The organism is Bacillus sp. K7, from assembly GCF_053903245.1.
On the sequence record NZ_CP096406.1, the window covers coordinates 1,725,479 to 1,751,417 of the forward strand.

General features: G+C 43.7%; 25 protein-coding genes. All 25 read left to right on the top strand.

Annotated elements, in window-relative coordinates; all coding sequences use genetic code 11:
• Positions 1-227 precede the first annotated feature (227 nt).
• Positions 228-698: a ribosome maturation factor RimP gene (rimP, locus tag M1D98_RS08760; protein WP_010328009.1), complete on the top strand. Its 471-nt coding sequence runs from the start codon at positions 228-230 to the stop codon at positions 696-698.
• 34 nt (positions 699-732) lie between these two features.
• The gene (nusA, locus tag M1D98_RS08765) at positions 733-1,851 is read left to right on the top strand and encodes a transcription termination factor NusA (protein ID WP_010328008.1); all 1,119 of its coding nucleotides are present in this window, start codon (positions 733-735) and stop codon (positions 1,849-1,851) included.
• 13 nt (positions 1,852-1,864) lie between these two features.
• Positions 1,865-2,140 carry a glucose-induced regulator RulR gene (gene rulR / locus M1D98_RS08770; RefSeq protein WP_010328007.1) on the top strand — a complete coding sequence of 92 codons (276 nt, stop codon included), beginning with the start codon at positions 1,865-1,867 and terminating at the stop codon, positions 2,138-2,140.
• A 1-nt stretch (position 2,141) separates the two neighbouring features.
• A complete protein-coding gene (locus tag M1D98_RS08775) occupies positions 2,142-2,444 on the top strand; it encodes a YlxQ family RNA-binding protein (RefSeq protein ID WP_003220946.1) in 303 nt (100 codons plus the stop codon).
• Between the two features lie 19 nt (positions 2,445-2,463).
• The gene (gene infB / locus M1D98_RS08780; protein WP_456280180.1) at positions 2,464-4,614 is read left to right on the top strand and encodes a translation initiation factor IF-2; all 2,151 of its coding nucleotides are present in this window, start codon (positions 2,464-2,466) and stop codon (positions 4,612-4,614) included.
• Positions 4,611-4,889: a DUF503 domain-containing protein gene (locus M1D98_RS08785; protein WP_010328005.1), complete on the top strand. Its 279-nt coding sequence runs from the start codon at positions 4,611-4,613 to the stop codon at positions 4,887-4,889. The genes infB and M1D98_RS08785 overlap by 4 nt, the downstream gene beginning before the upstream one ends.
• 16 nt (positions 4,890-4,905) lie before the next feature.
• The gene (gene rbfA / locus M1D98_RS08790; RefSeq protein WP_009967251.1) at positions 4,906-5,259 is read left to right on the top strand and encodes a 30S ribosome-binding factor RbfA; all 354 of its coding nucleotides are present in this window, start codon (positions 4,906-4,908) and stop codon (positions 5,257-5,259) included.
• A 79-nt stretch (positions 5,260-5,338) separates the two neighbouring features.
• Positions 5,339-6,268, top strand: coding sequence for a tRNA pseudouridine(55) synthase TruB (truB, locus tag M1D98_RS08795; RefSeq protein ID WP_121642580.1), 930 nt, complete (start codon positions 5,339-5,341; stop codon positions 6,266-6,268).
• A gap of 18 nt (positions 6,269-6,286) precedes the next feature.
• The gene (gene ribF / locus M1D98_RS08800) at positions 6,287-7,237 is read left to right on the top strand and encodes a bifunctional riboflavin kinase/FAD synthetase (RefSeq protein ID WP_326220607.1); all 951 of its coding nucleotides are present in this window, start codon (positions 6,287-6,289) and stop codon (positions 7,235-7,237) included.
• Between the two features lie 156 nt (positions 7,238-7,393).
• Positions 7,394-7,663: a 30S ribosomal protein S15 gene (rpsO, locus tag M1D98_RS08805; protein WP_003154182.1), complete on the top strand. Its 270-nt coding sequence runs from the start codon at positions 7,394-7,396 to the stop codon at positions 7,661-7,663.
• Between the two features lie 172 nt (positions 7,664-7,835).
• Entirely contained in the window at positions 7,836-9,956 is a 2,121-nt protein-coding gene (gene pnp, locus M1D98_RS08810; RefSeq protein ID WP_456280181.1) for a polyribonucleotide nucleotidyltransferase, read from the top strand.
• A 117-nt stretch (positions 9,957-10,073) separates the two neighbouring features.
• Complete coding sequence (locus M1D98_RS08815; protein WP_435576672.1) at positions 10,074-11,033, top strand: polysaccharide deacetylase family protein; 960 nt, start codon at positions 10,074-10,076, stop codon at positions 11,031-11,033.
• Between the two features lie 39 nt (positions 11,034-11,072).
• Positions 11,073-12,302 carry a M16 family metallopeptidase gene (locus M1D98_RS08820; protein WP_010327999.1) on the top strand — a complete coding sequence of 410 codons (1,230 nt, stop codon included), beginning with the start codon at positions 11,073-11,075 and terminating at the stop codon, positions 12,300-12,302.
• Between the two features lie 270 nt (positions 12,303-12,572).
• Positions 12,573-12,830 (top strand): YlmC/YmxH family sporulation protein, encoded by a 258-nt coding sequence (locus tag M1D98_RS08825; protein ID WP_010327998.1) that lies wholly within the window; start codon positions 12,573-12,575, stop codon positions 12,828-12,830.
• Between the two features lie 187 nt (positions 12,831-13,017).
• Entirely contained in the window at positions 13,018-13,911 is an 894-nt protein-coding gene (gene dpaA, locus M1D98_RS08830; RefSeq protein WP_121642585.1) for a dipicolinic acid synthetase subunit A, read from the top strand.
• 2 nt (positions 13,912-13,913) lie between these two features.
• A complete protein-coding gene (gene dpaB, locus M1D98_RS08835) occupies positions 13,914-14,516 on the top strand; it encodes a dipicolinate synthase subunit B (RefSeq protein ID WP_121642586.1) in 603 nt (200 codons plus the stop codon).
• A gap of 125 nt (positions 14,517-14,641) precedes the next feature.
• Positions 14,642-15,682, top strand: coding sequence for an aspartate-semialdehyde dehydrogenase (gene asd, locus M1D98_RS08840; RefSeq protein WP_010327995.1), 1,041 nt, complete (start codon positions 14,642-14,644; stop codon positions 15,680-15,682).
• 90 nt (positions 15,683-15,772) lie between these two features.
• Entirely contained in the window at positions 15,773-16,987 is a 1,215-nt protein-coding gene (gene dapG / locus M1D98_RS08845; RefSeq protein ID WP_121642587.1) for an aspartate kinase, read from the top strand.
• Positions 16,988-17,017: 30 nt separating this feature from the next.
• Positions 17,018-17,890, top strand: coding sequence for a 4-hydroxy-tetrahydrodipicolinate synthase (gene dapA, locus M1D98_RS08850; protein ID WP_010327993.1), 873 nt, complete (start codon positions 17,018-17,020; stop codon positions 17,888-17,890).
• Positions 17,891-18,067: 177 nt separating this feature from the next.
• Complete coding sequence (gene rnjB / locus M1D98_RS08855) at positions 18,068-19,735, top strand: ribonuclease J2 (protein WP_010327992.1); 1,668 nt, start codon at positions 18,068-18,070, stop codon at positions 19,733-19,735.
• Positions 19,736-19,851: 116 nt separating this feature from the next.
• Positions 19,852-20,589 (top strand): translocation-enhancing protein TepA, encoded by a 738-nt coding sequence (gene tepA, locus M1D98_RS08860; RefSeq protein ID WP_010327991.1) that lies wholly within the window; start codon positions 19,852-19,854, stop codon positions 20,587-20,589.
• Complete coding sequence (gene tepJ / locus M1D98_RS08865) at positions 20,586-20,798, top strand: TepA modulator TepJ (protein WP_039073997.1); 213 nt, start codon at positions 20,586-20,588, stop codon at positions 20,796-20,798. The genes tepA and tepJ overlap by 4 nt, the downstream gene beginning before the upstream one ends.
• Before the next feature lie 130 nt (positions 20,799-20,928).
• On the top strand, positions 20,929-23,298 hold the full coding sequence (gene spoIIIE, locus M1D98_RS08870) for a DNA translocase SpoIIIE (protein WP_435576671.1): 2,370 nt from the start codon (positions 20,929-20,931) through the stop codon (positions 23,296-23,298).
• Positions 23,299-23,440: 142 nt separating this feature from the next.
• Positions 23,441-24,166 (top strand): GntR family transcriptional regulator, encoded by a 726-nt coding sequence (locus M1D98_RS08875; protein WP_010327988.1) that lies wholly within the window; start codon positions 23,441-23,443, stop codon positions 24,164-24,166.
• A gap of 138 nt (positions 24,167-24,304) precedes the next feature.
• A complete protein-coding gene (gene bcbE, locus M1D98_RS08880) occupies positions 24,305-25,516 on the top strand; it encodes a bacillibactin exporter BcbE (protein WP_121643731.1) in 1,212 nt (403 codons plus the stop codon).
• Positions 25,517-25,939 lie beyond the last annotated feature (423 nt).

Sequence of the window (25,939 nt, forward strand, 5' to 3'; positions counted from 1 at the left end):
TAAGCGTATATCCATTTGCAATAAAAATATGGTTATGGTATAGTTTTATTGGAAATGCTAACGATTACCGAGGCAAAGAGTGGGGAAACCCGCTCTTTTGTATTGAACAGGAGAATTTTGTCTCGACATGTTCATCGTTTACTTTTAGCCCCCTGCTCTTTTGAAGCAGGGTTTTTATGCAGAGTGACGAGACGAATATGAGATCGACAGCACAAGGAGGAAGAACATTGAGCAAAAAAGTGACTGACACCGTTCAAGAGATGGCTCAGCCAATCGTAGACAGCCTTCAGCTGGAACTCGTCGACATTGAATTTGTCAAAGAGGGTCAAAGCTGGTTCCTTCGCGTGTTTATTGATTCCGATGACGGTGTGGATATTGAGGAATGTGCCAAAGTAAGCGAAGCTTTAAGCGAAAAGCTTGATGAGGCAGACCCAATCAGCCAAAATTACTTTCTTGAAGTCTCATCTCCAGGAGCTGAGCGTCCGCTAAAGAAAAAAGCCGATTTTGAAAAATCACTTGGAAAAAATGTGTACATTAAGACGTATGAGCCTATTGAGGGCGCAAAAGTGTTTGAAGGTGAACTGGCTGAATTTGATGGACAAACAGTGACAGTTGAGATCACGATCAAAACAAGAAAGAAACGGATCAATATTCCGTATGACAAAATAGCTAATGCAAGACTAGCTGTTACATTCTAATGAATACAAATGCTTTAAGGGGGGAGACCGTTAAATGAGCAGTGAATTATTAGATGCTCTCACGATTCTTGAAAAAGAAAAAGGCATCAGTAAAGAAATTATCATTGAAGCAATCGAAGCTGCGTTAATTTCTGCTTATAAGCGGAATTTTAATCAAGCGCAAAATGTACGGGTGGATTTAAACCGTGAAACAGGCTCCATCCGTGTTTTTGCTAGAAAAGATGTCGTTGATGAAGTATACGACCAAAGACTGGAGATCTCTATTGAAGAGGCGCAGGGCATCCATCCGGAATATATGGTCGGCGATGTCGTTGAAATCGAAGTAACACCTAAAGATTTCGGGCGCATAGCTGCTCAAACAGCGAAGCAGGTCGTCACACAGCGTGTGCGGGAAGCTGAGCGCGGCGTGATTTATTCTGAATTTATCGACCGTGAAGAAGATATTATGACAGGTATCGTCCAGCGGCTGGACAATAAGTTTATCTACGTGTCCTTGGGCAAAATAGAAGCTTTGCTGCCGGTTAATGAGCAAATGCCAAATGAAAGCTATAAGCCTCATGACCGCATTAAAGTATTTATCACAAAAGTAGAAAAAACGACGAAGGGCCCGCAGATTTACGTATCTAGAACACATCCAGGCCTGTTAAAGCGTTTGTTTGAAATCGAAGTGCCTGAAATTTATGATGGAACTGTGGAGCTGAAATCTGTTGCCAGAGAAGCCGGCGACCGTTCAAAAATTTCGGTCCGCACAGACGACCCTGACGTGGATCCTGTCGGCTCATGCGTAGGCCCTAAAGGTCAGCGTGTTCAGGCGATCGTCAATGAATTAAAAGGTGAAAAAATTGACATTGTCAACTGGTCTAGTGATCCTGTAGAATTTGTCGCGAATGCACTCAGTCCTTCGAAAGTGCTGGATGTCATCGTTAATGAGGAAGAAAAAGCGACAACTGTTGTTGTTCCTGATTACCAGCTGTCTCTAGCGATTGGCAAAAGAGGACAAAACGCACGCTTAGCTGCTAAACTGACAGGCTGGAAGATTGATATTAAGAGCGAAACGGACGCAAGAGAACTTGAAATCTATCCGAGAGAACTTGAAGATGAAGACGATGAGCCGCTCTTTACGGAGCCTGAAACTGTTGAATCGGATGAATAAGAGGTGACCTTAGGTGAATAAACACAAGAAGATCCCGTTACGCAAATGTGTAGTGACTGGTGAAATGAAGCCTAAAAAGGAACTGATCCGAGTTGTACGTTCGAAAGAAGGCGAAATCTCCGTAGACCCGACCGGAAAGAAGAACGGGCGGGGTGCGTATGTAACGCTGGATAAAGAGTCTATCTTAGCAGCAAAAAAGAGAAACACTTTGCAAAATCAATTTCAATCACAAATCGATGACCAGATTTTCGAAGAATTGCTGGAGCTGGCGGAAAAGGTGAAAAAATAAAATGTCTGGAATGGAATGGTTTCCCTTGCTGGGTCTGGCCAATCGAGCTCGTAAGGTCGTGTCAGGCGAGGACTTGGTAATCAAAGAAATCAGGAATGCGCGTGCAAAGCTTGTCCTGCTTACAGAGGATGCATCTTCTAACACAGCGAAAAAAGTAACCGACAAGTGCAATTATTATAAAGTCCCTTATAAAAAAGTCGAGAGTCGCGCGGTTCTTGGACGCTCTATCGGTAAAGAAGCCCGTGTCGTTGTCGCCGTCACTGACCAAGGTTTTGCGAATAAGCTGATCAGCTTGCTCGATTAATATTTTTGGGGGTGAACGAATGGCTAAAATGAGAGTATACGAATATGCAAAAGCGTTAAATGTTTCAAGTAAGGAAATTTTGACCGCACTGAAAAACATGAATTTAGAAGTGAATAATCATATGGCCATGCTTGAAGAAAAGGCCATTAAACAGCTTGATGCCAAATTTAAAAAAGGCGGCGCAGCCGCTACATCTCAAAAGCCAGCACAAACGAACAAAAACAAACAGCCGCAAGGGATCGATCAGCAATCAGCTGGAAATCAACCAAACAAAATTCGAGACGGAAAGAAGAATGACGTGCAGAATAATCAATTTAACAAAAACAAGAAAAATAACAACAACAAAAAAAATAAACGCAACCACAATAACAATAAAAACCAATATCAGCAAAAGCCTGTAAAGCCGAAAAAAGAGCTTCCTGAGAAAATTACATTCTCTGGAACATTAACAGTCGGCGCACTGGCTGAAGAGCTTGGCAAAGAGCCATCAGAACTCATTAAAAAGCTGATGCTTCTCGGTGTAATGGCAACCATTAACCAAGAGCTTGATAAAGATACAATTGAACTCATTGCATCAGAATATGGCGTTGAAACAGAAGAAGTTATTGTACTCGAAGAAACAGAGCTGGAAAAATACGAAGAGCCTGATAAGGAAGCGGATCTTGAAATTCGTCCTCCTGTCGTGACGATCATGGGTCACGTTGACCACGGGAAAACGACGCTTCTTGACAGCATCCGTAAAACGAAGGTTGTTGAAGGAGAAGCAGGCGGAATCACCCAGCATATCGGTGCTTACCAAATTGAAGAGAACGGCAAGAAAATTACGTTCTTGGATACTCCGGGCCACGCCGCATTTACGACAATGCGTGCGCGTGGTGCAGAAGTAACTGATATTACGATTCTCGTTGTGGCTGCAGATGACGGTGTAATGCCGCAAACTGTAGAAGCGATTAACCATGCAAAAGCAGCTGAGGTTCCAATTATCGTTGCTGTGAATAAAGTTGATAAAGAAGCCGCAAATCCTGACCGTGTGATGCAAGAACTGACGGAATACGGACTTGTCCCTGAAGCTTGGGGCGGAGAAACCATTTTTGTTCCGCTTTCCGCTTTAACCGGAAAAGGCATTGATGAACTCGTTGAAATGATTTTGCTTGTCAGTGAAGTAGAGGAACTGAAAGCGAATCCGAAACGCCAGGCAAAAGGAACGGTTATTGAAGCGGAACTTGATAAAGGCAGAGGGTCAGTTGCGACATTGCTCGTACAGACTGGAACACTGCATGTCGGTGATCCGATCGTAGTCGGCAACACATTTGGCCGTGTCCGTGCAATGGTAAACGATATTGGACGCCGTGTGAAAACGGCCGGCCCGTCAACTCCGGTTGAAATTACCGGCTTGAATGATGTCCCTCAAGCGGGAGACCAATTCCTTGTCTTTAAGGATGAAAAAACAGCACGTTCTGTCGGGGAAGCCCGTGCTTCGAAACAGCTTGAAGAGCAGCGCAGCGATAAAGCGAAGCTCAGTCTTGATGACTTATTCGAGCAAATTAAACAAGGTGATGTAAAAGACATCAACCTCATCGTAAAAGCTGACGTTCAAGGATCGGCAGAAGCCTTAACCGCTGCACTTCAAAAAATTGAAGTGGAAGGCGTTAAAGTGAAAATCATCCATACAGGCGTTGGTGCGATTACTGAATCTGACATTATCTTGGCATCTGCTTCCAATGCAATTGTTATCGGGTTTAATGTGAGACCGGACGGAAATGCTAAGAGTACGGCTGAAGCTGAAAATGTAGATATTCGACTTCACCGTATCATTTACAAAGTCATCGACGAGATTGAAGCTGCTATGAAAGGTATGCTTGATCCTGAATATGAAGAAAAAGTAATTGGTCAAGTAGAAGTACGCCAAACATTCAAAGTATCTAAGATCGGTACAATTGCCGGCGGATATGTTACTGAAGGAAACATTACGCGTGACAGCGGCCTCCGTTTAATTCGTGATGGTGTTGTCATCTTCGAAGGCGAAGTAGATGTTCTGAAACGCTTTAAAGACGATGTGAAAGAAGTTTCACAAGGCTATGAATGTGGTATTACAATTAAGAAATACAATGACATTCGCGAAGGTGACATCCTTGAAGCGTTTGTCATGCAAGAAATTGAAAGAAAGTGATCGGATTTGCGGAATGTGAATGCATCATTTATGATGCAGGATCGTTAAAAGAAAAGCGTGCCGTTCTGAAGCGTGTTTTAACCAGGGTTCAAAACAAGTTCAATGTCTCGATTTCGGAGATTGACTATCAGGACACATGGCAAAGGACCAGCTTCGGAATCGCCGCTGTTTCTTCCTCTCGCGTTCAAACAGAAAAAGAGCTGCAGCGCGTCCTAGCGTTTATCGATTCTTTTCCTGAAATTGAACGGACGATCACTAGGACAGAGTGGTTTTAACTTAGAGGTGATTGAATTGAGTATGAGAGCAAACCGTGTCGGCGAGCAAATGAAAAAAGAACTCGGTGACATTATCAGCCGCAAGCTGAAAGATCCGAGAATTGGTTTTCTGACAGTAACCGATGTACGTGTATCAGGTGATTTGCAAATTGCAAAGGTGTATATCTCGGTTCTCGGTGACGAGAAAAAACGGGAGGAAGCGCTGAAAGGGCTGGCAAAGGCGAAAGGGTTTATCCGATCCGAAATCGGCAGCCGCATCAGACTTCGAAAAACGCCTGAAATTGAATTTGAGTTCGATGAATCAATCGATTACGGAAATCGAATCGAAACGCTGATTCACGAATTGCATTCAGAGAAACCATCTGAATAAAAAAGGAGAGGATAGGCGTATATCGTCTGTCCTCTTTCTTCGTTTAAAGAAAAAACTCAAAAGAAGGAGTGAAAGACAAATGGTTAATGGAGTTCTCCTTTTACATAAACCGGTTGGCATGACATCGCACGACTGTGTCATGAAAATCCGAAAACTGTTAAAAACAAAAAAAGTAGGTCATACGGGAACGCTCGATCCAGAAGTCTCAGGCGTACTTCCGATTTGTGTGGGAAGGGCGACTAAAATCGTCGAATACTTAACTGAAAAATCTAAAACATATGACGCGGAAATCACACTTGGCTTTTCTACGACAACAGAGGACCAAACAGGAGAAACGGTTGAAACAAAGCCTGTGAATCAAGACATTGATAAAGCAGATGTTGAAAAAGTTCTAAACAGCTTAAAGGGTAAACAAGAACAAATTCCTCCCATGTATTCGGCTGTCAAAGTAAACGGCAAAAAGCTATACGAATATGCTAGGGCAGGAATTGAAGTAGAACGTCCGAAACGTATGATTACCATTGAAGACATTGCTTTGACGACAGAGATTAAACATAATGGAGAAACCGCAAGCTTCCGTTTTACAGTGACATGCTCCAAAGGAACCTATGTAAGAACGCTGGCGGTCATGATTGGGGAAAAGCTCGGATATCCGGCTCACATGTCTCATTTAATCCGTAAAGCATCCGGAGATTTTTCTCTCGACGAATGCTTTACCTTTGATGAACTGGAAGCACAGGCTCAGTCCGGAAACGTGGAAGAGCATGCAGTTCCTATTGAACGCGCGCTCAATCATTTGCCGAAATGGATCATAAGTGATACATTAGCTAAGAAAGTAGAAAATGGGGCTTTGCTTGAGACGCCCGAGCAGTTTTCTGAAATGACCAGTGAAGACCGCATTGCCGTCTTTACTGAATCCGGAAGCTGTTTGGCGATCTATTTCCCCCATCCTGCTAAAATAGGGCTGTTAAAGCCGGCAAAAGTATTGATGCAAAAAAGCGAACAATAGAAAAAAGGTGACCGTTCTGTGAAGACGATACATATTACACATCCTCATCATTTAATCAAAGAGGAGCAGGCAAAGTCTGTGATGGCGTTAGGGTATTTTGACGGCGTTCATCTGGGACATCAAAAGGTAATCGGCACAGCGAAGCAGATAGCTGAAGAAAAGGGCCTGACATTAGCTGTAATGACCTTTCATCCTCATCCTTCTCATGTATTGGGCAGGAATCGGGAGCCAAAGGATCTGATTACGCCTCTTGAAGATAAAATTAATCAAATTGGACAATTAGGCACAGATATTCTGTATATTGTTACATTTAATGAAGCATTTGCTGCCCTTTCTCCTAAGCAGTTTGCAGACCAGTATATTATCGGCCTTAATGTGCAGCACGCAGTGGCGGGCTTTGACTTTACGTACGGCAAATACGGCAAGGGAACGATGGAGACCATGCCGCTTGATTTAGACGGAAAAGCTGAGTGCACAATGGTTGAAAAATTAACGGAACAGGACAAAAAAATCAGTTCTACATATATCCGCACTGCGCTTCAAAACGGAGATGTTGAATTGGCAAAAGTCTTGCTTGGACAGCCTTATTATATCAAAGGAATTGTCATTCACGGTGATAAGAGAGGGCGGACCATCGGGTTTCCGACAGCAAATGTCGGTTTAAATAATAGCTATATCGTTCCGCCGACAGGTGTATATGCCGTAAAAGCGGAAGTGAACGGCGAAGTCTACAATGGCGTTTGCAATATCGGTTATAAGCCGACGTTTTATGAAAAACGTCCGGAGCAGCCTTCAATAGAGGTCAATTTGTTTGATTTCGATCAGGAGGTATACGGAGCCGCTATAAAAATCGAATGGTATAAACGGATTCGGAGCGAGCGGAAATTCAATGGCATCAAAGAATTAACAGAGCAAATTGAGAAGGATAAGCAGGAAGCCATCCGTTATTTCAGCAATCTGCGGAAATAACATGCAATGGACACAAATTTTATTCTAAAATATTTGCATATAGGCCTGATTTTTAGTATGATAGTTCTCGTAGTCTTAAAACCATTGCTTGGCAATCCGAAGTCACCGACGGTTGCTAGGTAACTGGGGCTAAATATGATTTGGAGGTGAAACAGGATGGCAATTACTCAAGAGCGTAAAAACCAACTCATCAGTGAGTTCAAAACACACGAATCTGATACTGGATCTCCAGAAGTTCAGATCGCTATCCTAACTGACTCAATTAACAACTTGAACGAGCATTTACGTACTCACAAGAAAGACCACCATTCACGTCGCGGTCTTCTTAAAATGGTAGGTAAGCGTCGTAATCTTCTTACGTATCTGCGTAATAAAGACGTAACTCGTTACCGTGAGTTAATTAACAAACTAGGCTTACGTCGATAATCGTAAAAAGCGGGAGGATTCCCGCTTTTTTATCGTATTAAAGCGAAAATACTTATAACAAATCATTGAAATCCTTTTACATACTACTTTGACATTGATATGTTCAATTCATTTCGTTCATAATAGGAGTAATTGATTATTTCACACAACGAAGAGAGGAGTTCGTAATTGTATGGGACAAGAAAAACATGTCTTTACCGTAGATTGGGCCGGCAGAACACTTACCGTTGAAACCGGCCAGCTTGCCAAACAGGCAAACGGTGCTGTGATGATCCGTTACGGTGATACAGCAGTGCTTAGTACAGCAACTGCTTCAAAAGAGCCAAAACCGCTTGATTTCTTCCCGCTTACTGTAAACTATGAGGAAAGATTATATGCGGTAGGGAAAATTCCGGGCGGATTTATTAAAAGAGAAGGACGCCCGAGCGAAAAGGCAATTCTTGCCAGTCGTTTAATCGACCGTCCGATCCGTCCTTTGTTTGCTGATGGATTCCGTAATGAGGTTCAAGTTATCAGCATTGTCATGAGTGTTGACCAAGACTGCTCTTCTGAAATGGCTGCCATGTTCGGTTCATCTCTTGCTCTTTCTGTATCGGATATTCCGTTTGAAGGGCCGATTGCAGGGGTTACTGTCGGGCGCATTGATGACAAATTTATCATTAACCCGACAGTCGATCAGCTTGAAAAAAGCGATATCAATCTTGTGGTGGCCGGTACGAAAGATGCCATTAACATGGTAGAAGCAGGCGCGGACGAGGTTCCTGAGGAAACGATGCTTGAAGCCATTATGTTCGGCCATGATGAGATTAAACGCCTGATTGCATTCCAAGAAGAAATTGTAGCCGCAGTCGGCAAAGAAAAATCAGAAATTGCTCTATATGAAATTGATGAAGAGCTTAGTGAAAAAGTAAAAGCTTTAGCAGAAGAGGATCTGCTGAAAGCTATCCAGGTTCATGAAAAGCATGCCCGCGAAGATGCCATTAATGAAGTGAAAAATACCGTTGTGGCAAAATTCGAGGATGAAGAGCATGATGAAGACACAATCAAACAAGTGAAGCAGATTTTATCCAAGATGGTGAAAAATGAAGTTCGCCGCTTGATTACTGAAGAGAAAGTAAGACCGGACGGCCGCGGTGTCGATCAAATCCGCCCGCTTTCTTCTGAGGTCGGCCTCTTGCCAAGAACGCACGGATCAGGGCTGTTTACAAGGGGACAAACACAGGCCCTCAGCGTATGTACGTTAGGCGCTCTAGGTGATGTGCAAATCCTTGACGGCTTAGGTGTGGAAGAGTCGAAACGGTTTATGCATCATTACAATTTCCCTCAATTCAGCGTTGGGGAAACAGGGCCAATGCGCGGACCGGGACGCCGTGAAATCGGACACGGAGCACTGGGTGAGCGAGCGCTTGAGCCAGTTATTCCGTCTGAAAAAGACTTCCCTTACACTGTCCGTCTTGTGTCAGAAGTGCTGGAATCAAACGGTTCTACGTCTCAAGCAAGTATTTGCGCAAGCACACTTGCAATGATGGATGCCGGTGTACCGATCAAAGCCCCGGTTGCAGGTATTGCGATGGGTCTTGTTAAATCAGGCGAACATTACACTGTTCTGACTGATATTCAAGGCATGGAAGACGCGCTTGGAGATATGGACTTTAAAGTAGCCGGGACTGATAAAGGCGTAACGGCGCTGCAAATGGATATTAAAATCGAAGGCCTTTCCAGAGAGATTCTTGAAGAAGCGCTGCAGCAGGCGAAAAAAGGAAGAATGGAAATCCTTGATAGTATGCTTGCGACATTAAGCGAATCACGAAAAGAGCTTTCTCAATATGCGCCTAAGATTTTAACAATGGCCATTAATCCTGATAAGATCCGCGATGTCATCGGGCCAAGCGGAAAACAAATCAATAAAATCATCGAAGAAACCGGTGTTAAAATTGATATTGAACAGGACGGCACCATCTTTATTTCTTCAACAGATGAAAGCAGCAACCATAAAGCGAAAAAAATCATCGAAGACCTTGTCAGAGAGGTTGAAGTCGGCCAGCTTTACCTAGGTAAAGTGAAACGAATCGAAAAATTCGGGGCTTTCGTTGAAATTTTCAGCGGAAAAGACGGTTTGGTGCACATCTCAGAGCTTGCGCTTGAACGCGTAGGGAAAGTTGAAGATGTTGTGAAAATCGGGGACGAGATCCTTGTCAAGGTCACTGAAATTGATAAACAAGGACGAGTCAATTTGTCCCGTAAAGCGGTGCTCCGTGAAGAGAAAGAAAAAGAAGAACAACAACAATCTTAAATGAAAACATAAAAGGAGCCTGGGAGACCCGGCTTCTTTATTTTGAAGCTTTTAAAAAAGCAGGCGGGTTCTACCTTGTCCTTCTCCTTCATAATGTGAGGTGAGGGGGGACAGAACATGTACAAAAAATTTGTGCCGTTTGCCGTGTTTCTATTTCTGTTTTTTGTTTCATTTGAGATGATGAAAAATCCGTATACACTTGATTATATAGGGGCAATGAAAAAAGATACGGTGACTGTCACGGCATCCAAAGACCCGTTATATGAAGAATTGCTTCAAAAAGCGCCTGAGTACGAAGTGAAGCCCCAGGATGCCAGAATCGATAAGGTTTGGAAAAGTATACCCGGTTACAATGGGTTAAAGGTCAATATTGAAAAATCATATAAAAAAATGAAAAAGCAAGGCGAGTTTCGGGAAAGCGATCTAGTGTACAGCCAAGTAAAACCAACTGTTCATCTTGAGTCTCTTCAGCCTGAGCCTATTTATAAAGGAAATCCAGACAAACCGATGGTGTCTTTTTTAATCAATGTGGCATGGGGAAATGAGTGTTTAGAAAAAATGCTCCCTATTTTGCAAAAGCATCAGGTCAAGGCTACGTTCTTTTTAGAAGGCAATTGGGTGAGGAAAAATGAACAGCTCGCTAAGAAGATTGCGGAAGATGGACATGAGATAGGAAATCATTCATACAATCATCCGGATATGAGCAAACTGACTACAGAAAGAATTTCCGAACAGCTCGACAAGACAAATAAGCAAATAGATAAAACGATCGGTGTTAAGCCGAAGTGGTTTGCTCCGCCGAGCGGAAGTTTTCGAAAAGCGGTCGTCGACATTGCAGCTGAGAAACAGATGGGAACAGTCATGTGGACAGTTGATACGATCGATTGGCAAAAACCGGCTCCGTCTGTACTTCAAACGAGAGTGTTAAGCAAGATACATAATGGTGCCATGATTTTAATGCATCCGACTGACCCTACGGCGGAAAGTCTTGAAGCGCTGATTACAAAGATAAAAGATAAAGGATACGCGCTTGGAACAGTCACCGAACTAATGGATGAAACAAGACTGTTGAAGTAACAGTTGCAGGCAGCTTGTCTTTGAATAGGAGGAACAAATTTGATTAAACGATATACGTGTCAAAATGGTGTAAGAGTTGTGCTGGAAAATAACCCGACAGTCCGTTCTGTTGCGATTGGCGTGTGGATCGGCACAGGTTCGCGGCATGAAACACCGGAGATAAACGGGATTTCTCACTTTTTAGAGCATATGTTCTTTAAAGGGACGAGCACAAGATCTGCACGTGAGATAGCAGAATCTTTTGATCGTATTGGCGGTCAGGTCAATGCGTTTACCTCAAAGGAATATACATGCTACTATGCAAAAGTGCTTGACGAGCATGCGAATTACGCGCTGGACGTATTAGCAGATATGTTCTTTCATTCAACGTTTGATGAAAACGAGCTGAAAAAAGAAAAAAATGTAGTATATGAAGAGATTAAAATGTACGAAGATGCGCCGGACGATATTGTGCATGATTTACTGAGCAAAGCCACTTACGGCAATCATTCTTTAGGCTATCCGATTCTAGGCACAGAAGAAACGCTTGATTCCTTCAACGGTGATTCTCTCAGACAATACATGCATGATTATTATACACCGGACCGAGTGGTGATTTCGGTAGCGGGCAATATATCTGAAAGCTTTATCAAAGATGTAGAAAAATGGTTCGGATCATACGAAGCGAAAGGCAAAGCGACAGGCCTTGCGATGCCTGAGTTCTACACGGAAAAACTGACGAGAAAAAAAGAAACAGAGCAGGCTCATTTATGCCTTGGTTTTAAAGGCCTAGAGGTTGGCCATGAGAGCATTTATGATTTAATCGTCCTGAATAATGTGCTCGGAGGCAGCATGAGCAGCCGGCTGTTTCAAGATGTCCGCGAAGATAAAGGGCTCGCTTATTCTGTTTACAGCTATCACAGCTCTTATGAGGACAGCGGAATGCTTACCATTTACGGCGGGACCGGTGCAAATCAGCTTCATCAGCTGTCAGAAACCATTCAAGAAACCCTTGCCACATTAAAACGCGAGGGGATTACCTCGAAAGAGCTGGAAAACAGCAAAGAGCAAATGAAAGGAAGCTTGATGTTGAGCTTAGAAAGCACAAACAGCAAAATGAGCCGAAATGGGAAAAATGAACTGCTGCTTGGCAAACATAAAACATTAGATGAAATCATCAAGGAATTAAACGCCGTGAACTTAGAGCGGGTCAACGGCCTTGCCAGACAGTTATTTACTGAAGACTATGCATTGGCGCTCATCAGCCCTTCCGGCAATATACCGTCTTAACAAGGAAAAGCCTGCACCATAACGGAGCAGGCTTTTCAGCAAATGGATAAATCCTCGCATTCGTTGTCTGCGCGCGGCGCTCACGAATGAGAACATTTGCTCCGCTCCAATGCGCCTTTCCTAGTTCTCCATTTTCAATCACGCTGAAAAAATGCAACCCTAAAACTAAAAGGGTTTGAGGATCTTGTCAACAACTGAAATGCCTGCCGTTTAACGGAGCGGGCATTTTTTCCCCCTTTTAATCATACATAGTACAAGGGGGTGACAGACATGAGGCTCAGTGAATTATCAGGGAAGGAAATTGTAGACATCAAGAGAGCTGAACGGCTGGGAGTGCTAGGCCAGACAGATTTAGAAATTAATGAACAGGATGGACAGATTACGGCACTTCTCATTCCGACAGTTAAGTGGTTTGGTTTGAGAAAACAAGGCCATGGCATTCGTGTCCCCTGGCATCATATTCAAAAAATCGGCTCCGATATGATTATATTAGACGTACCTGAGGAAATATCTCCTCGGCAAGAGTGAATGAAAAAGCCCAAAAGAATGTAGAGCGCGCCCTAAAGTAAACTGATGAAACACCGGCTTCGGCAGCCGGTGTTTTTTTGTGTGAAAAAAGCGCGTTTTAATTCACCGGTCCTTCCTTTCCATCATAAGATGAAGGGGAGCTTAACAACTAGAGATCCAGTATATACAAAGAAGGTGAACGTTTAACATGTTAACCGGATTGAAAATTGCAGTTATCGGCGGTGACGCAAGACAGCTCGAAATTATAAGAAAGCTCACTGAACAGCAGGCTGATATTTATCTTGTTGGTTTTGACCAATTGGATCACGGTTTTACTGGAGCAGTAAAATGCTATATTGATGAAATTCCTTTTCAGCAAATTGACAGTGTTATTCTCCCAGTATCAGCAACAACAGGAGAAGGTGTCGTATCGACTGTATTTTCGAATGAAGAGGTTGTGTTAAAACAGGAGCATCTCGACAAAACGCCTGCACACTGCATCATTTTTTCAGGAATTTCTAACGCCTATTTAGAAAGCATTGCAGCTCAAGCAAACAGAAAACTTGTTAAGCTGTTTGAGCGGGATGACATTGCGATATACAATTCTATTCCGACAGTAGAAGGAACGATTATGCTGGCTATTCAGCACACGGATTATACGATACACGGATCTCAGGTGGCCGTTCTCGGCCTGGGGCGCACCGGGATGACGATTGCCCGTACATTTGCCGCGCTCGGAGCGAACGTAAAAGTGGGGGCAAGAAGTTCAGCGCATCTGGCGCGTATTACTGAAATGGGACTCGTTCCTTTTCATACCGATGAGCTGAAAGAACATGTGAAAGATATAGATATTTGTATTAATACAATACCGAGTATGATTTTAAATCAAAAGGTGCTTTCTAGCATGACACCAAAAACCTTAATATTGGATCTGGCCTCACGTCCCGGAGGCACGGATTTCAAATATGCCGAAAAACAGGGAATTAAAGCACTTCTTGCCCCTGGTCTTCCAGGAATTGTCGCTCCTAAAACAGCTGGGCAAATCCTCGCGAACGTCTTGAGCAAGCTATTGGCTGACATACAAGCTGAGGAGGGGAAATAAGCATGTCGTCATTAAAAGGAAAAAGAATCGGGTTTGGACTCACGGGATCACACTGCACATATGAAGCGGTTTTTCCGCAAATCGAGGCGCTGGTCAACGAAGGGGCGGAAGTCCGGCCGGTTGTCACGTTTAATGTAAAATCCACAAATACCCGATTTGGCGAAGGAGCGGAATGGGTTCGTAAAATAGAAGACCTGACCGGATATGAGGCCATCGATTCGATTGTAAAGGCTGAGCCCCTTGGACCGAAGCTGCCCCTTGACTGCATGGTCATTGCTCCCTTAACCGGAAACTCAATGAGCAAGTTTGCAAATGCCATGACAGACAGTCCGGTGCTGATGGCGGCAAAAGCGACAATCCGGAACAATCGGCCGGTCGTTCTTGGCATCTCGACAAATGATGCTCTCGGTTTAAACGGAACAAACTTAATGAGGCTCATGTCAACAAAAAACATCTTTTTTATTCCATTTGGGCAAGATGATCCATTTCAAAAACCGAATTCAATGGTAGCCAAAATGGACCTGCTTCCGCAAACCATTGAAAAGGCGCTTATGCATCAACAGCTTCAGCCGGTCCTGGTTGAGAATTATCAGGGAAATGACTAAATTTACAGAAAATCTTACCCAAACTAAAAAATTCGGTCATCACCCGCATATTCTATGGTAAAATAAAACGTAAAATCATAGTCAAATCAATTCAATGAGGCTGATTGGCGGAAGGAGTTTTACAGATGGGAAGAGGTTTACACGTAGCTGTTGTCGGAGCGACAGGGGCTGTAGGACAACAAATGCTGAAAACACTTGAAGACAGAAACTTTGAAATGGACACACTTACATTGCTATCTTCAAAACGCTCTGCGGGGACAAAAGTCACGTTTAAAGGCGAAGAGCTGACTGTTCAGGAAGCTACTCCTGAGAGCTTTGAAGGGATAAATATTGCTTTGTTCAGCGCCGGTGGAAGCGTATCACAGGCATTGGCACCAGAAGCTGTAAAACGCGGCGCTATCTGTATCGATAATACGAGTGCGTTCCGTATGGACGAAAATACACCGCTTGTTGTGCCTGAAGTGAACGAGGCAGACTTGCGTGAACACAACGGCATCATTGCCAATCCGAACTGCTCTACAATCCAAATGGTTGCGGCCCTTGAACCAATCCGCAAAGCATACGGTTTAAACAAAGTCATCGTATCAACGTACCAGGCGGTATCAGGAGCAGGAAATGAAGCTGTAAAAGAGCTTTACAGCCAAACACAGGCGATTTTAGACCAAGAAGAAATTGAGCCTGCGATCATGCCTGTAAAAGGTGACAAAAAGCACTATCAAATCGCCTTCAACGCGATTCCGCAAATTGATAAATTCCAAGATAACGGCTATACGTTTGAGGAAATGAAAATGATAAATGAAACGAAAAAAATCATGCACATGCCTGACCTTCAAGTAGCGGCTACATGTGTGAGACTGCCAATTCAAACTGGGCACTCAGAGTCCGTCTACATCGAGGTAGACCGTGATGACGCTACGGTTGAAGATATTAAAAATCTTTTAAAAGACGCTCCGGGCGTGACGCTTCAGGACGACCCAAGCCAACAGCTTTATCCGATGCCTGCTGATGCCGTCGGCAAAAATGATGTGTTTGTTGGCCGCGTTCGCAAAGACTTGGACAGAGCAAACGGTTTTCATTTATGGGTTGTTTCTGATAACCTGTTAAAAGGCGCGGCATGGAACTCTGTTCAGATTGCAGAAAGCCTGAAAAAACTAAACCTCGTATAAAAGATTGAATTTCCCAAAGACGAATAGAAGAGAGTAAGGCGTATCAGCCTGCTCTCTTCTGTTACGTCCGAATAATTTGGAGTGAAAACAGTGAAGATAATTGTTCAAAAGTTCGGCGGAACATCTGTAAAAGATGATAAAGGCCGGAAACTGGCTTTAGAGCATATTAAAGAAGCAATCAGTGAAGGATATAAGGTTGTCGTTGTCGTTTCAGCGATGGGCCGGAAAGGAGACCCATACGCAACGGATTCTTTGCTTGGGCTGCTTTACGGCGATCAGTCAGCGATTTCTCCGAGAGAGCAGGATTTGCTTTTATCATGCGGAGAAACCATCTCCTCTGTCGTCTTTACAAGCATGCTGCTTGATAGCGGTGTGAATGCAGCTGCGCTGACAGGGGCTCAGGCTGGCTTTTTAACGAATGATCAGCATACCAATGCAAAAATCCTTGAAATGAGACCGGAGCGTTTATTCAGTGTGCTCGCGAATCATGACGCTGTAGTCGTCGCAGGGTTCCAGGGCGCAACTGAAAAGGGTGATACAACTACGATCGGCAGAGGGGGCAGCGATACGTCCGCAGCCGCACTCGGCGCAGCGGTTGACGCGGAATACATCGATATTTTCACCGATGTAGAAGGTGTGATGACTGCTGACCCAAGAGTAGTAGAAAATGCGAAACCGCTTCCTGTCGTGACGTATACGGAAATTTGCAACCTGGCGTATCAAGGGGCAAAGGTCATTCATCCGCGGGCCGTGGAGATTGCGATGCAGGCCAAGGTTCCGATCCGCGTCCGTTCGACTTATTCAAAAGATAAAGGCACACTGGTGACATCACATCACTCTTCCAAAGTCGGAAGCGATGTTTTTGAAAGGCTGATTACGGGAATTGCCCATGTCAAAGATGTCACGCAGTTCAAAGTGCCAGCGAAAATCGGCCAGTATAACGTTCAGACTGAAGTGTTCAAGGCGATGGCGAATGCGGGAATCAGTGTCGATTTCTTCAACATTACACCTAGTGAAATCGTATATACGGTGGCCGGGAATAAAACAGAAACAGCTCAGCGCATTTTAATGGATATGGGCTATGATCCGATGGTTACGAGAAATTGCGCGAAGGTATCGGCAGTCGGAGCTGGCATTATGGGTGTTCCTGGTGTCACGTCAAAAATTGTTTCGGCTCTTTCAGATAAAGAAATTCCGATTCTTCAATCGGCTGACAGCCATACGACGATATGGGTGCTTGTCCATGAAGCCGATTTAGTTCCTGCTGTAAACGCTTTGCATGAAGTGTTTGAACTTTCCAAGTAAATGTGATTGAATCATGATGAGGTGAATAAAATGAATTTCGGAAATGTGTCTACAGCGATGATTACACCCTTTGACAATAAAGGGAACGTAGACTTTCAAAAACTGTCTACACTGATTGATTACTTGTTAAAAAACGGAACGGATTCTTTAGTAGTGGCGGGAACAACTGGGGAGTCGCCAACCCTTTCCACTGAAGAAAAAATTGCGCTTTTTGAATATACGGTAAAAGAAGTAAACGGACGGGTGCCGGTTATCGCGGGTACTGGAAGCAACAACACGAAAGATTCCATTAAGCTGACAAAAAAAGCTGAAGAAGCTGGCGTTGACGCGGTCATGCTCGTTACGCCGTATTACAATAAACCTTCTCAAGAAGGGATGTACCAGCATTTTAAAGCAATTGCGGCAGAAACGTCTCTTCCTGTCATGCTGTATAATGTGCCGGGCCGCACAGTCGCTTCCCTCGCTCCGGAAACGACGATTCGTTTGGCGTCAGACATTCCGAATGTTGTTGCGATTAAAGAAGCGAGCGGAGACCTCGAAGCGATTACGAAGATTGTTGCGGAAACGCCGGAAGACTTTTCTGTCTATTCAGGGGATGACGCCTTGACGCTTCCTATTCTCTCAGTCGGAGGAAGAGGAGTGGTGTCAGTCGCGAGCCATATTGCAGGCTCTGATATGCAGCAAATGATCAAAAATTATACGAATGGGCAAACAGCTAATGCGGCACTGATCCATCAGAAACTGCTGCCGATTATGAAGGAACTGTTTAAAGCGCCTAACCCGGCTCCTGTCAAAACAGCGCTTCAGCTGAGAGGCCTTGATGTCGGATCAGTGCGGCTTCCTCTTATTCCGCTAAGCGAAGATGAACGGCTGAGCTTAAGCAGCACGATCAGCGAACTGTAAGAAAAATTCATACAGTGGAACAAACGCGGTCATTCTCACATTTAGCTGAGTTTGACCGTTTCTTATACATATTGGTTTTCCCTAAACCTTCTGCTTTATCTTGTTTTCTAAATTTACTTTCAGTTATAATAGGAACAAGTGATGATGGACGGGTATGAGACTAGGAGGATATAGATTTTGAAAAAGAAAAATACAGAAAACGTTAGAATTATCGCCCTTGGCGGTGTCGGAGAAATTGGGAAGAACCTTTATGTCATCGAAATTGACTCAGACATATTTGTCGTTGATGCCGGCCTTATGCATCCAGAAAACGAAATGCTCGGTATTGATGTAGTGATTCCTGACATATCATATTTGATTGAACGGGCTGACCGCGTCAAGGCCATCTTTTTAACACATGGGCATGATGAAAATATCGGCGGCGTTTTTTACTTATTAAACAAGCTGTCCGTTCCAGTGTATGGAACAAAACTGACGCTTGCGCTATTAAGAGAAAAGTTAAAACAATACGGACATAACCGAAAATCTGATTTAAGAGAAATTCACTCCAAATCTGTCATTACATTTGAATCGACTAAAGTATCGTTCTTTAGAACAATTCACAGCATCCCTGATTCAGTAGGTGTGAGTTTTAAAACATCACTTGGATCTATTGTATGCACGGGCGACTTCAAATTTGACCAAACACCTGCACTTAATCAAATCTGCGACATTGGCGAAATCGCCAAGATCGGAAATAGCGGCGTGCTCGCCCTGCTATCTGACAGTGCAAATGCGGAACGTCCGGGACATACACCTTCGGAAGCAGCTGTCAGCGGAGAAATTTCGGACGCGCTGTATAATTCAGAGAACCGGGTCATTGTTGCTGTTTTCGCATCTAATATTAACCGGATCCAGCAAGTCATTCATGCAGCGTCTCAAAATGGAAGAAAGATTGCCATCGCCGGAAAAAATCTTCAATCTATCTTGCAGCTGGCAAGAAAGCTCGGCTATATTGAAGCGGATGATGAATTGTTTATTTCTGTGCAGGATGTTAAAAAATATCCGAAGCGTGAAGTGGCCATTATTACTGCCGGCAGCCAAGGTGAACCGTTAGCTGCCCTGACAAGAATGGCAAACAAGGCTCACAAACAGCTGAATATTGAAGAAGGGGATACCGTTGTCATTGCGTCCACACCAATCCCTGGACAGGAACTCATTTATTCGAAAACAGTAGATCTTCTTGCGAGAGCCGGAGCGCAAGTCATCTTTGCCCAAAAGCGTGTCCATGTTTCTGGCCACGGCTCACAAGAAGAGTTAAAGCTGATGATCAATCTGCTTAAACCAACCTATTTAATTCCTGTAAACGGTGAATACAGAATGCAAAAAGCTCATTCGAAAATCGCTGAAGAAACCGGCATGAAGCGCAGTGACATCTTCTTAATTGAAAAAGGAGACGTCGTTGAATTTCGCGGCCAGAACGTAAAAATTGGGGATAAAGTTCCGTATGGCAATGTTTTAATTGATGGTTTAGGTGTCGGCGATATCGGAAACATCGTACTGAGAGACCGCCGCTTGCTTTCACAGGACGGAATCTTAATCGTTGTCATTACACTTGATAAACAAAAGAAACATCTTGTATCAGGACCAGAAATTATCACACGCGGTTTTGTTTATGTAAGAGAGTCTGAAGGCCTTATCGTACAGGCTACTGAACTTGTCCGTTCCATCGTGACAGAAGCGACTGAAACATCAAATGTTGAATGGTCAACGCTGAAGCAAGCGATGCGGGATGCTTTGAACCAATTCCTATATGAAAAAACGAAACGTAAACCGATGATCATCCCAATTATTATGGAAGTATAATGTCAGACGAAAGACCGGAGCTGCTCCGGTCTTTATTTTTTGCCTTGTAAACCGGGGATTGAATGTAGTGACTTTGTTCATAATACAAAGAGAAACTCGGAAAGGGTGAAAAGCGAATGGATCATCGTATGGAAAACACAGAAGAAGAGCGTCCTGAAAAAAATGATGCGAAGGACAGTATTATGAATAAAATACAGCAGCTTGGTGAAACGGCGCTCCCCCAGCTGCCTCAAGATACAAATATTCATTGTCTGACCATTATCGGACAAATAGAAGGCCATGTTCAGCTTCCTCCGCAAAACAAAACAACCAAATATGAGCATGTGATCCCGCAGATTGTCGCAATTGAACAGAATCCAAAAATTGAAGGCCTGCTGATTATATTAAATACTGTCGGAGGAGATGTTGAAGCGGGTCTTGCTATAGCAGAAATGCTCGCATCTTTATCAAAACCGACCGTTTCCATTGTGCTTGGCGGAGGACATTCCATCGGCGTTCCGATTGCCGTATCCTGTGATTACAGCTATATCGCTGAAACAGCAACAATGACCATTCATCCGGTTCGGCTGACCGGATTGGTAATCGGCGTGCCGCAAACGTTTGAATACCTGGACAAAATGCAAGAAAGAGTTGTTAATTTTGTGACTAGCCATTCCAATATAACCGAAGAGAAGTTTAAAGAGCTGATGTTTTCAAAAGGAAATTTAACACGCGACATCGGAACAAATGTTGTGGGAAAGGATGCAGTTGAATACGGATTAATCGATCACGCAGGCGGTGTCGGGCAGGCGATCAATAAACTGAATGAGCTCATTGAGGAAGCAAGAGAAGAAGAAGGACGGATGATTCAATGATACTGTATACCGTGATGCCGCAGGAAATTGTGTTTGCAGAACAGAACCAAGAGACAAACATACACGAGCAGATTGAGTATAAAGGTGTGCCGCTTCTTGTCGAGATGAAAGGCAATGAAGCGGAAGTCATTCAAATCATGAGCACAAATCCAATGCATTTTCTGCACCCAGACATTTCTCCGGGACAAAAGCTGAAATTAAACGTATAAGATTCCAACCCTTTTTCAAGGGCAAAATATGCTATAATAGGGGAATCCTACAGAAAAAACGCAGCCTGTAAACGGCTGCTTTCTTCATTATGTATGAACTTACATTTTTTAACGCAGTAAGGTGATGAGTGTGGCAAAGAAAAAACGAAAATCAAGAAAAAAACAGGCGAAACAGCTCAATATAAAATACGAACTAAACGGATTGCTGTGTATCGCCATTTCCATTATCGCGATTCTGCAGTTGGGGGTAGTCGGGCAAACCTTTATCTATTTGTTCCGCTTTTTTGCTGGAGAATGGTTTATTTTATGCTTGTTAGGCTTATTGGTCTTAGGAGTCTCGCTGTTTTGGAAGAAGAAAACGCCAAGCCTATTAACGAGACGAAAGGCCGGATTGTATTGTATTATCGCAAGCATATTGCTGCTTTCTCACGTGCAGCTGTTTAAAAACTTGACGCACAAGGGGTCGATAGAGTCCGCAAGCGTGGTGCGCAACACGTGGGAATTGTTTTTGATGGATATGAATGGCAGCTCCGCTTCACCTGATTTAGGCGGAGGGATGATCGGAGCGTTGCTGTTTGCGGCTTCACACTTTTTATTTGCGTCAACCGGTTCTCAGATTATGGCGATTGTCATGATTTTAATCGGAATGATTTTAGTCACGGGACGATCTCTTCAAGAAACGCTGAAAAAGTGGATGAGCCCGATTGGCCGCTTTATAAAAGAGCAATGGTTTGCATTTATTGATGATATGAAATCCGTCAAAACAAATATGAAGTCATCGAAAAAAACAAAAGCTCCTAGCAAAAAGCAAAAGCGGGTCCGCAATAAACAGCAAATGGAACAAGAGCCTTCTGATGATGAGGAGGACCCGGAAACGGAAACGGTATCGCCTCTCATTCATTCAGAGCCGATTATCTCAAGCTTTTCAGATCGTAACGAAGATGAAGATTCTTCAGTCGTAGAACAACGCGCTGAACCTGTATCAGAGCCGCTTCGGGACATCCAAACGGAGACAGGTGACCAAGAGGCTGTTTCCGCTCCCGCAATGACCTTTACGGAGCTTGAAAATAAAGATTACGAAATGCCGTCACTGGATTTACTGGCCGATCCAAAGCATACCGGCCAGCAGGCTGACAAAAAGAATATTTATGAAAATGCAAGAAAGCTCGAACGCACCTTCCAAAGCTTTGGGGTAAAGGCGAAAGTCACGCAGGTTCATCTCGGTCCGGCGGTAACAAAATATGAGGTATATCCTGATGTCGGAGTGAAGGTTAGCAAAATTGTTAATTTAAGTGATGATTTAGCGCTTGCACTTGCTGCGAAGGATATCAGGATAGAGGCGCCTATACCAGGGAAATCAGCGATTGGAATTGAGGTTCCGAACGCAGAAGTGGCGATGGTATCGCTGAAGGAAGTGCTGGAGTCTAAATTGAATGACAGGCCTGATGCAAAGCTGCTAATCGGACTCGGCCGCAATATTTCAGGTGAAGCTGTACTGGCGGAGTTAAACAAGATGCCTCACCTTTTAGTCGCAGGCGCAACCGGAAGCGGGAAGAGTGTTTGTGTCAATGGCATTATTACGAGTATTTTGATGCGCGCGAAACCGCATGAAGTGAAAATGATGATGATCGATCCTAAAATGGTAGAGCTGAATGTTTACAACGGGATTCCGCATCTGCTTGCACCAGTCGTAACCGATCCGAAAAAAGCGTCACAGGCATTGAAAAAGGTTGTCAATGAAATGGAGCGGCGTTACGAATTATTTTCTCATACAGGTACAAGAAATATTGAAGGATACAATGATTATATAAAACGCTTTAACAATGAAGAAGAAGCGAAGCAGCCGGAGCTGCCCTATATCGTAGTCATTGTGGACGAGCTTGCCGACCTCATGATGGTCGCTTCATCTGATGTGGAAGATTCAATTACAAGGTTGTCTCAAATGGCGCGTGCTGCCGGCATCCACCTCATTATTGCAACACAGCGGCCGTCGGTTGACGTTATCACTGGGGTTATTAAAGCGAATATTCCGTCACGAATCGCGTTTAGCGTATCTTCACAGACGGATTCAAGGACGATTCTTGACATGGGTGGTGCTGAGAAGCTGCTAGGCCGCGGCGATATGCTGTTTTTGCCTGTCGGGGCTAATAAACCTGTTCGTGTACAGGGAGCATTTTTGTCGGATGACGAAGTGGAGAAGATCGTCGACCATGTGATTACGCAGCAGAAAGCGCAATATCAGGAGGAAATGATTCCTGAGGAGACAACGGAAACCCATTCCGAGGTGACCGATGAACTTTATGATGAAGCTGTTGAATTAATCGTCGGCATGCAGACGGCATCTGTTTCAATGCTGCAAAGAAGATTTAGAATCGGTTATACGAGAGCGGCCCGCCTCATTGACGCAATGGAGGAACGAGGCGTTGTCGGGCCATATGAAGGCAGCAAACCGAGGGAAGTTCTATTATCCAAAGAGAAATATGATGAACTCTCTTCTTAATGAAGGGAGTTCCGTTTTCTTTGGTCACCGATAATAACATTATGTAAACTAAAACCTTTCTATTTATTTTTTCGACAAAACATGATATAGTTGTCCCAATTGTTCAATAATTTTTATCGAAAGTGGTTTACGGAGGGAAAACATGTCTACAAAAGCTGATAATCGGCACTTGTATTTAAAAGTAATTGAACGAATCAAAGAGGATATTAAAAATGGAATCTACACTGAGAAGGAAAAGCTGCCTTCCGAATTTGAGCTTTCCAAAAAGCTTGGTGTCAGCAGAGCGACGCTAAGAGAAGCCTTGCGGATCCTTGAAGAAGAGCATGTGATTATCAGAAGGCATGGTGTAGGCACTTTTGTCCATTCTAAGCCGTTATTTCTTTCGGGCATTGAACAGCTGAACAGTGTAACCAAGATGATAGAACAGGCGAATATGACGCCTGGCACGATTTTTTTATCATCGCAAGTGCTTATGCCGTCTGAGGATGATATCAAGAGATTTCACTTGGAAGAGGGACAAGAACTTTTTTACCTCGAACGAGTCAGGACAGCTAACGGACAGCCGATTGTGTATTGTATAGACAAAATTCCGATGAATATTCTGCCGAATTCTTTTTCTCATCAGCAAGAATCTATGTTTGATTTGCTTGAGAAAAATTCAGGCTCCGTGATCAGCTATGCTGTGACTGATATTGAGCCAATCGGCTATCATGATACCATTTCTCCAGTGCTTGAATGCGATCCGGAAACAGCTCTTTTGCAGTTAAAACAAACCCATTACGATCAGCACGATAAACCAGTGCTTTACTCCTTAAATTATTTTAGAGCGGATAAATTCAGATTTCATGTTTTACGTAAACGATTCTAAAACGGACGCCTGTGATGGGTCTGTTTTTTTATTTGCGCTGATTCATGTTTCTTTGTACATACTTTCACTCCGGTTAACGCAACATATAAGGGATGACAAGAAAGTGAATGGGTGAAAACGTTGAGAAAGAAAAATGGAATGAAACATATTATTGCATTGTCTTCCGTACCGCTTGTGATGACACTTGGGAATTCCATGCTGATTCCCGTTCTGCCTATGATGGAGAAAAAACTCTCGGTGACTTCATTTCAAGTATCTTTAATCATTACTGTATATTCGGTGGTGGCAATTATTTGCATTCCGATTGCGGGGTATCTGTCAGATCGATTCGGGAGAAAAAAAATATTGCTTCCGTGTCTCCTCATTGCAGGATTGGGAGGGGCGGTGGCTGCTTTTGCCTCAACCTATATGAAAAACCCGTACGCTATGATTTTGGCGGGACGGGTACTTCAAGGCGTCGGTTCTGCAGGGGCAGCTCCTATCGTCATGCCGTTTATCGGCGATTTGTTTGAAGGAGACGATGAAAAGGTCAGTGCCGGTCTTGGCGATATTGAAACCGCCAACACGTCAGGGAAGGTACTGAGTCCCATACTCGGGGCCCTATTGGCTACCTGGTACTGGTTTGTACCGTTTTGGTTTATTCCGTTTTTCTGTTTGATCAGCTTTTTGCTCGTGTTGTTTCTGGTGGCCAAACCTGAAAAAGATGAAGATGCGCCCGCGGTGTCTGAGTTTATTAAGAATGTGCGAAAAATCTTTAAGCAAGACGGACGCTGGCTTTATACGGTCTTTATTATCGGGTGTGTCATTATGTTTTTGCTATTCGGCGTCTTATTTTATTTATCAGATACGCTGGAGAAGAAGTATGCCATTGACGGAGTGGCTAAAGGCGGTTTACTGGCAATCCCGCTTTTATTTTTATCAACCAGTTCCTATATAGCTGGAAAAAAGATTGGCAAAGATAAAGGCCGAATGAAGTTTTGTGTGGTTACAGGAATGATTATGTTAACCCTTTCGTTTATAGCTTTGTGGTGGAACCACAGTTTTTATTTTTTATTTGTCTTTTTAAGTTTTGGCGGAATTGGAATCGGGATGGCGCTTCCTGCTTTAGATGCACTGATAACCGAAGGGATTGAAAGTGAGGAATGCGGAACCATTTCCTCCTTTTACAATAGCATGCGCTTTATAGGAGTAGCTCTCGGCCCCCCTGTTTTTGCTGCATTAATGTCTAAAGCAAACTGGCTTATTTTCATTCTATCGGCGTTTTGCAGCATCGTTGCTTTATTCTTAGTCATCTTCACTGTGGATACGAAAAAAAGTGAAGAGGAAGAAAAAAACTTAGGGACGGTCTAGCCAACCGTCTCAGCGTGTCGACAAACCCTCGCATTCGTTGTCAGGCCTGCGCGTCGGTGCTCACGAATTACGAAAGGAACGGCGGCTAAATGCTTAGGCGTCCTGCCTAAACACCGCCGTCATCACATCCTGTGAAAGTCTGCTCCGATGCTCGCCCTTCCTAGACTTCAAGGGTTTTCAATCACGCTGAAAAGATGACAAAGTCATAAAATAAAAACCGTTTTATGACTTTGTCAACAATCTGGGACGGTCTAGCCAACCGTCTTTTTTGCTATTAGCGAAAATCTTCTCTCTCCTGCAATGTCCAACTGTGGTTCTGCAGGCACAAACAGCTGTCTTTGAGTTGAAAATGGATTAATCTAACTGCATCCGTTCGTTCAGACGGAGGTTATTGTTTCCTTATAAATCCTACAGTTGCTATAA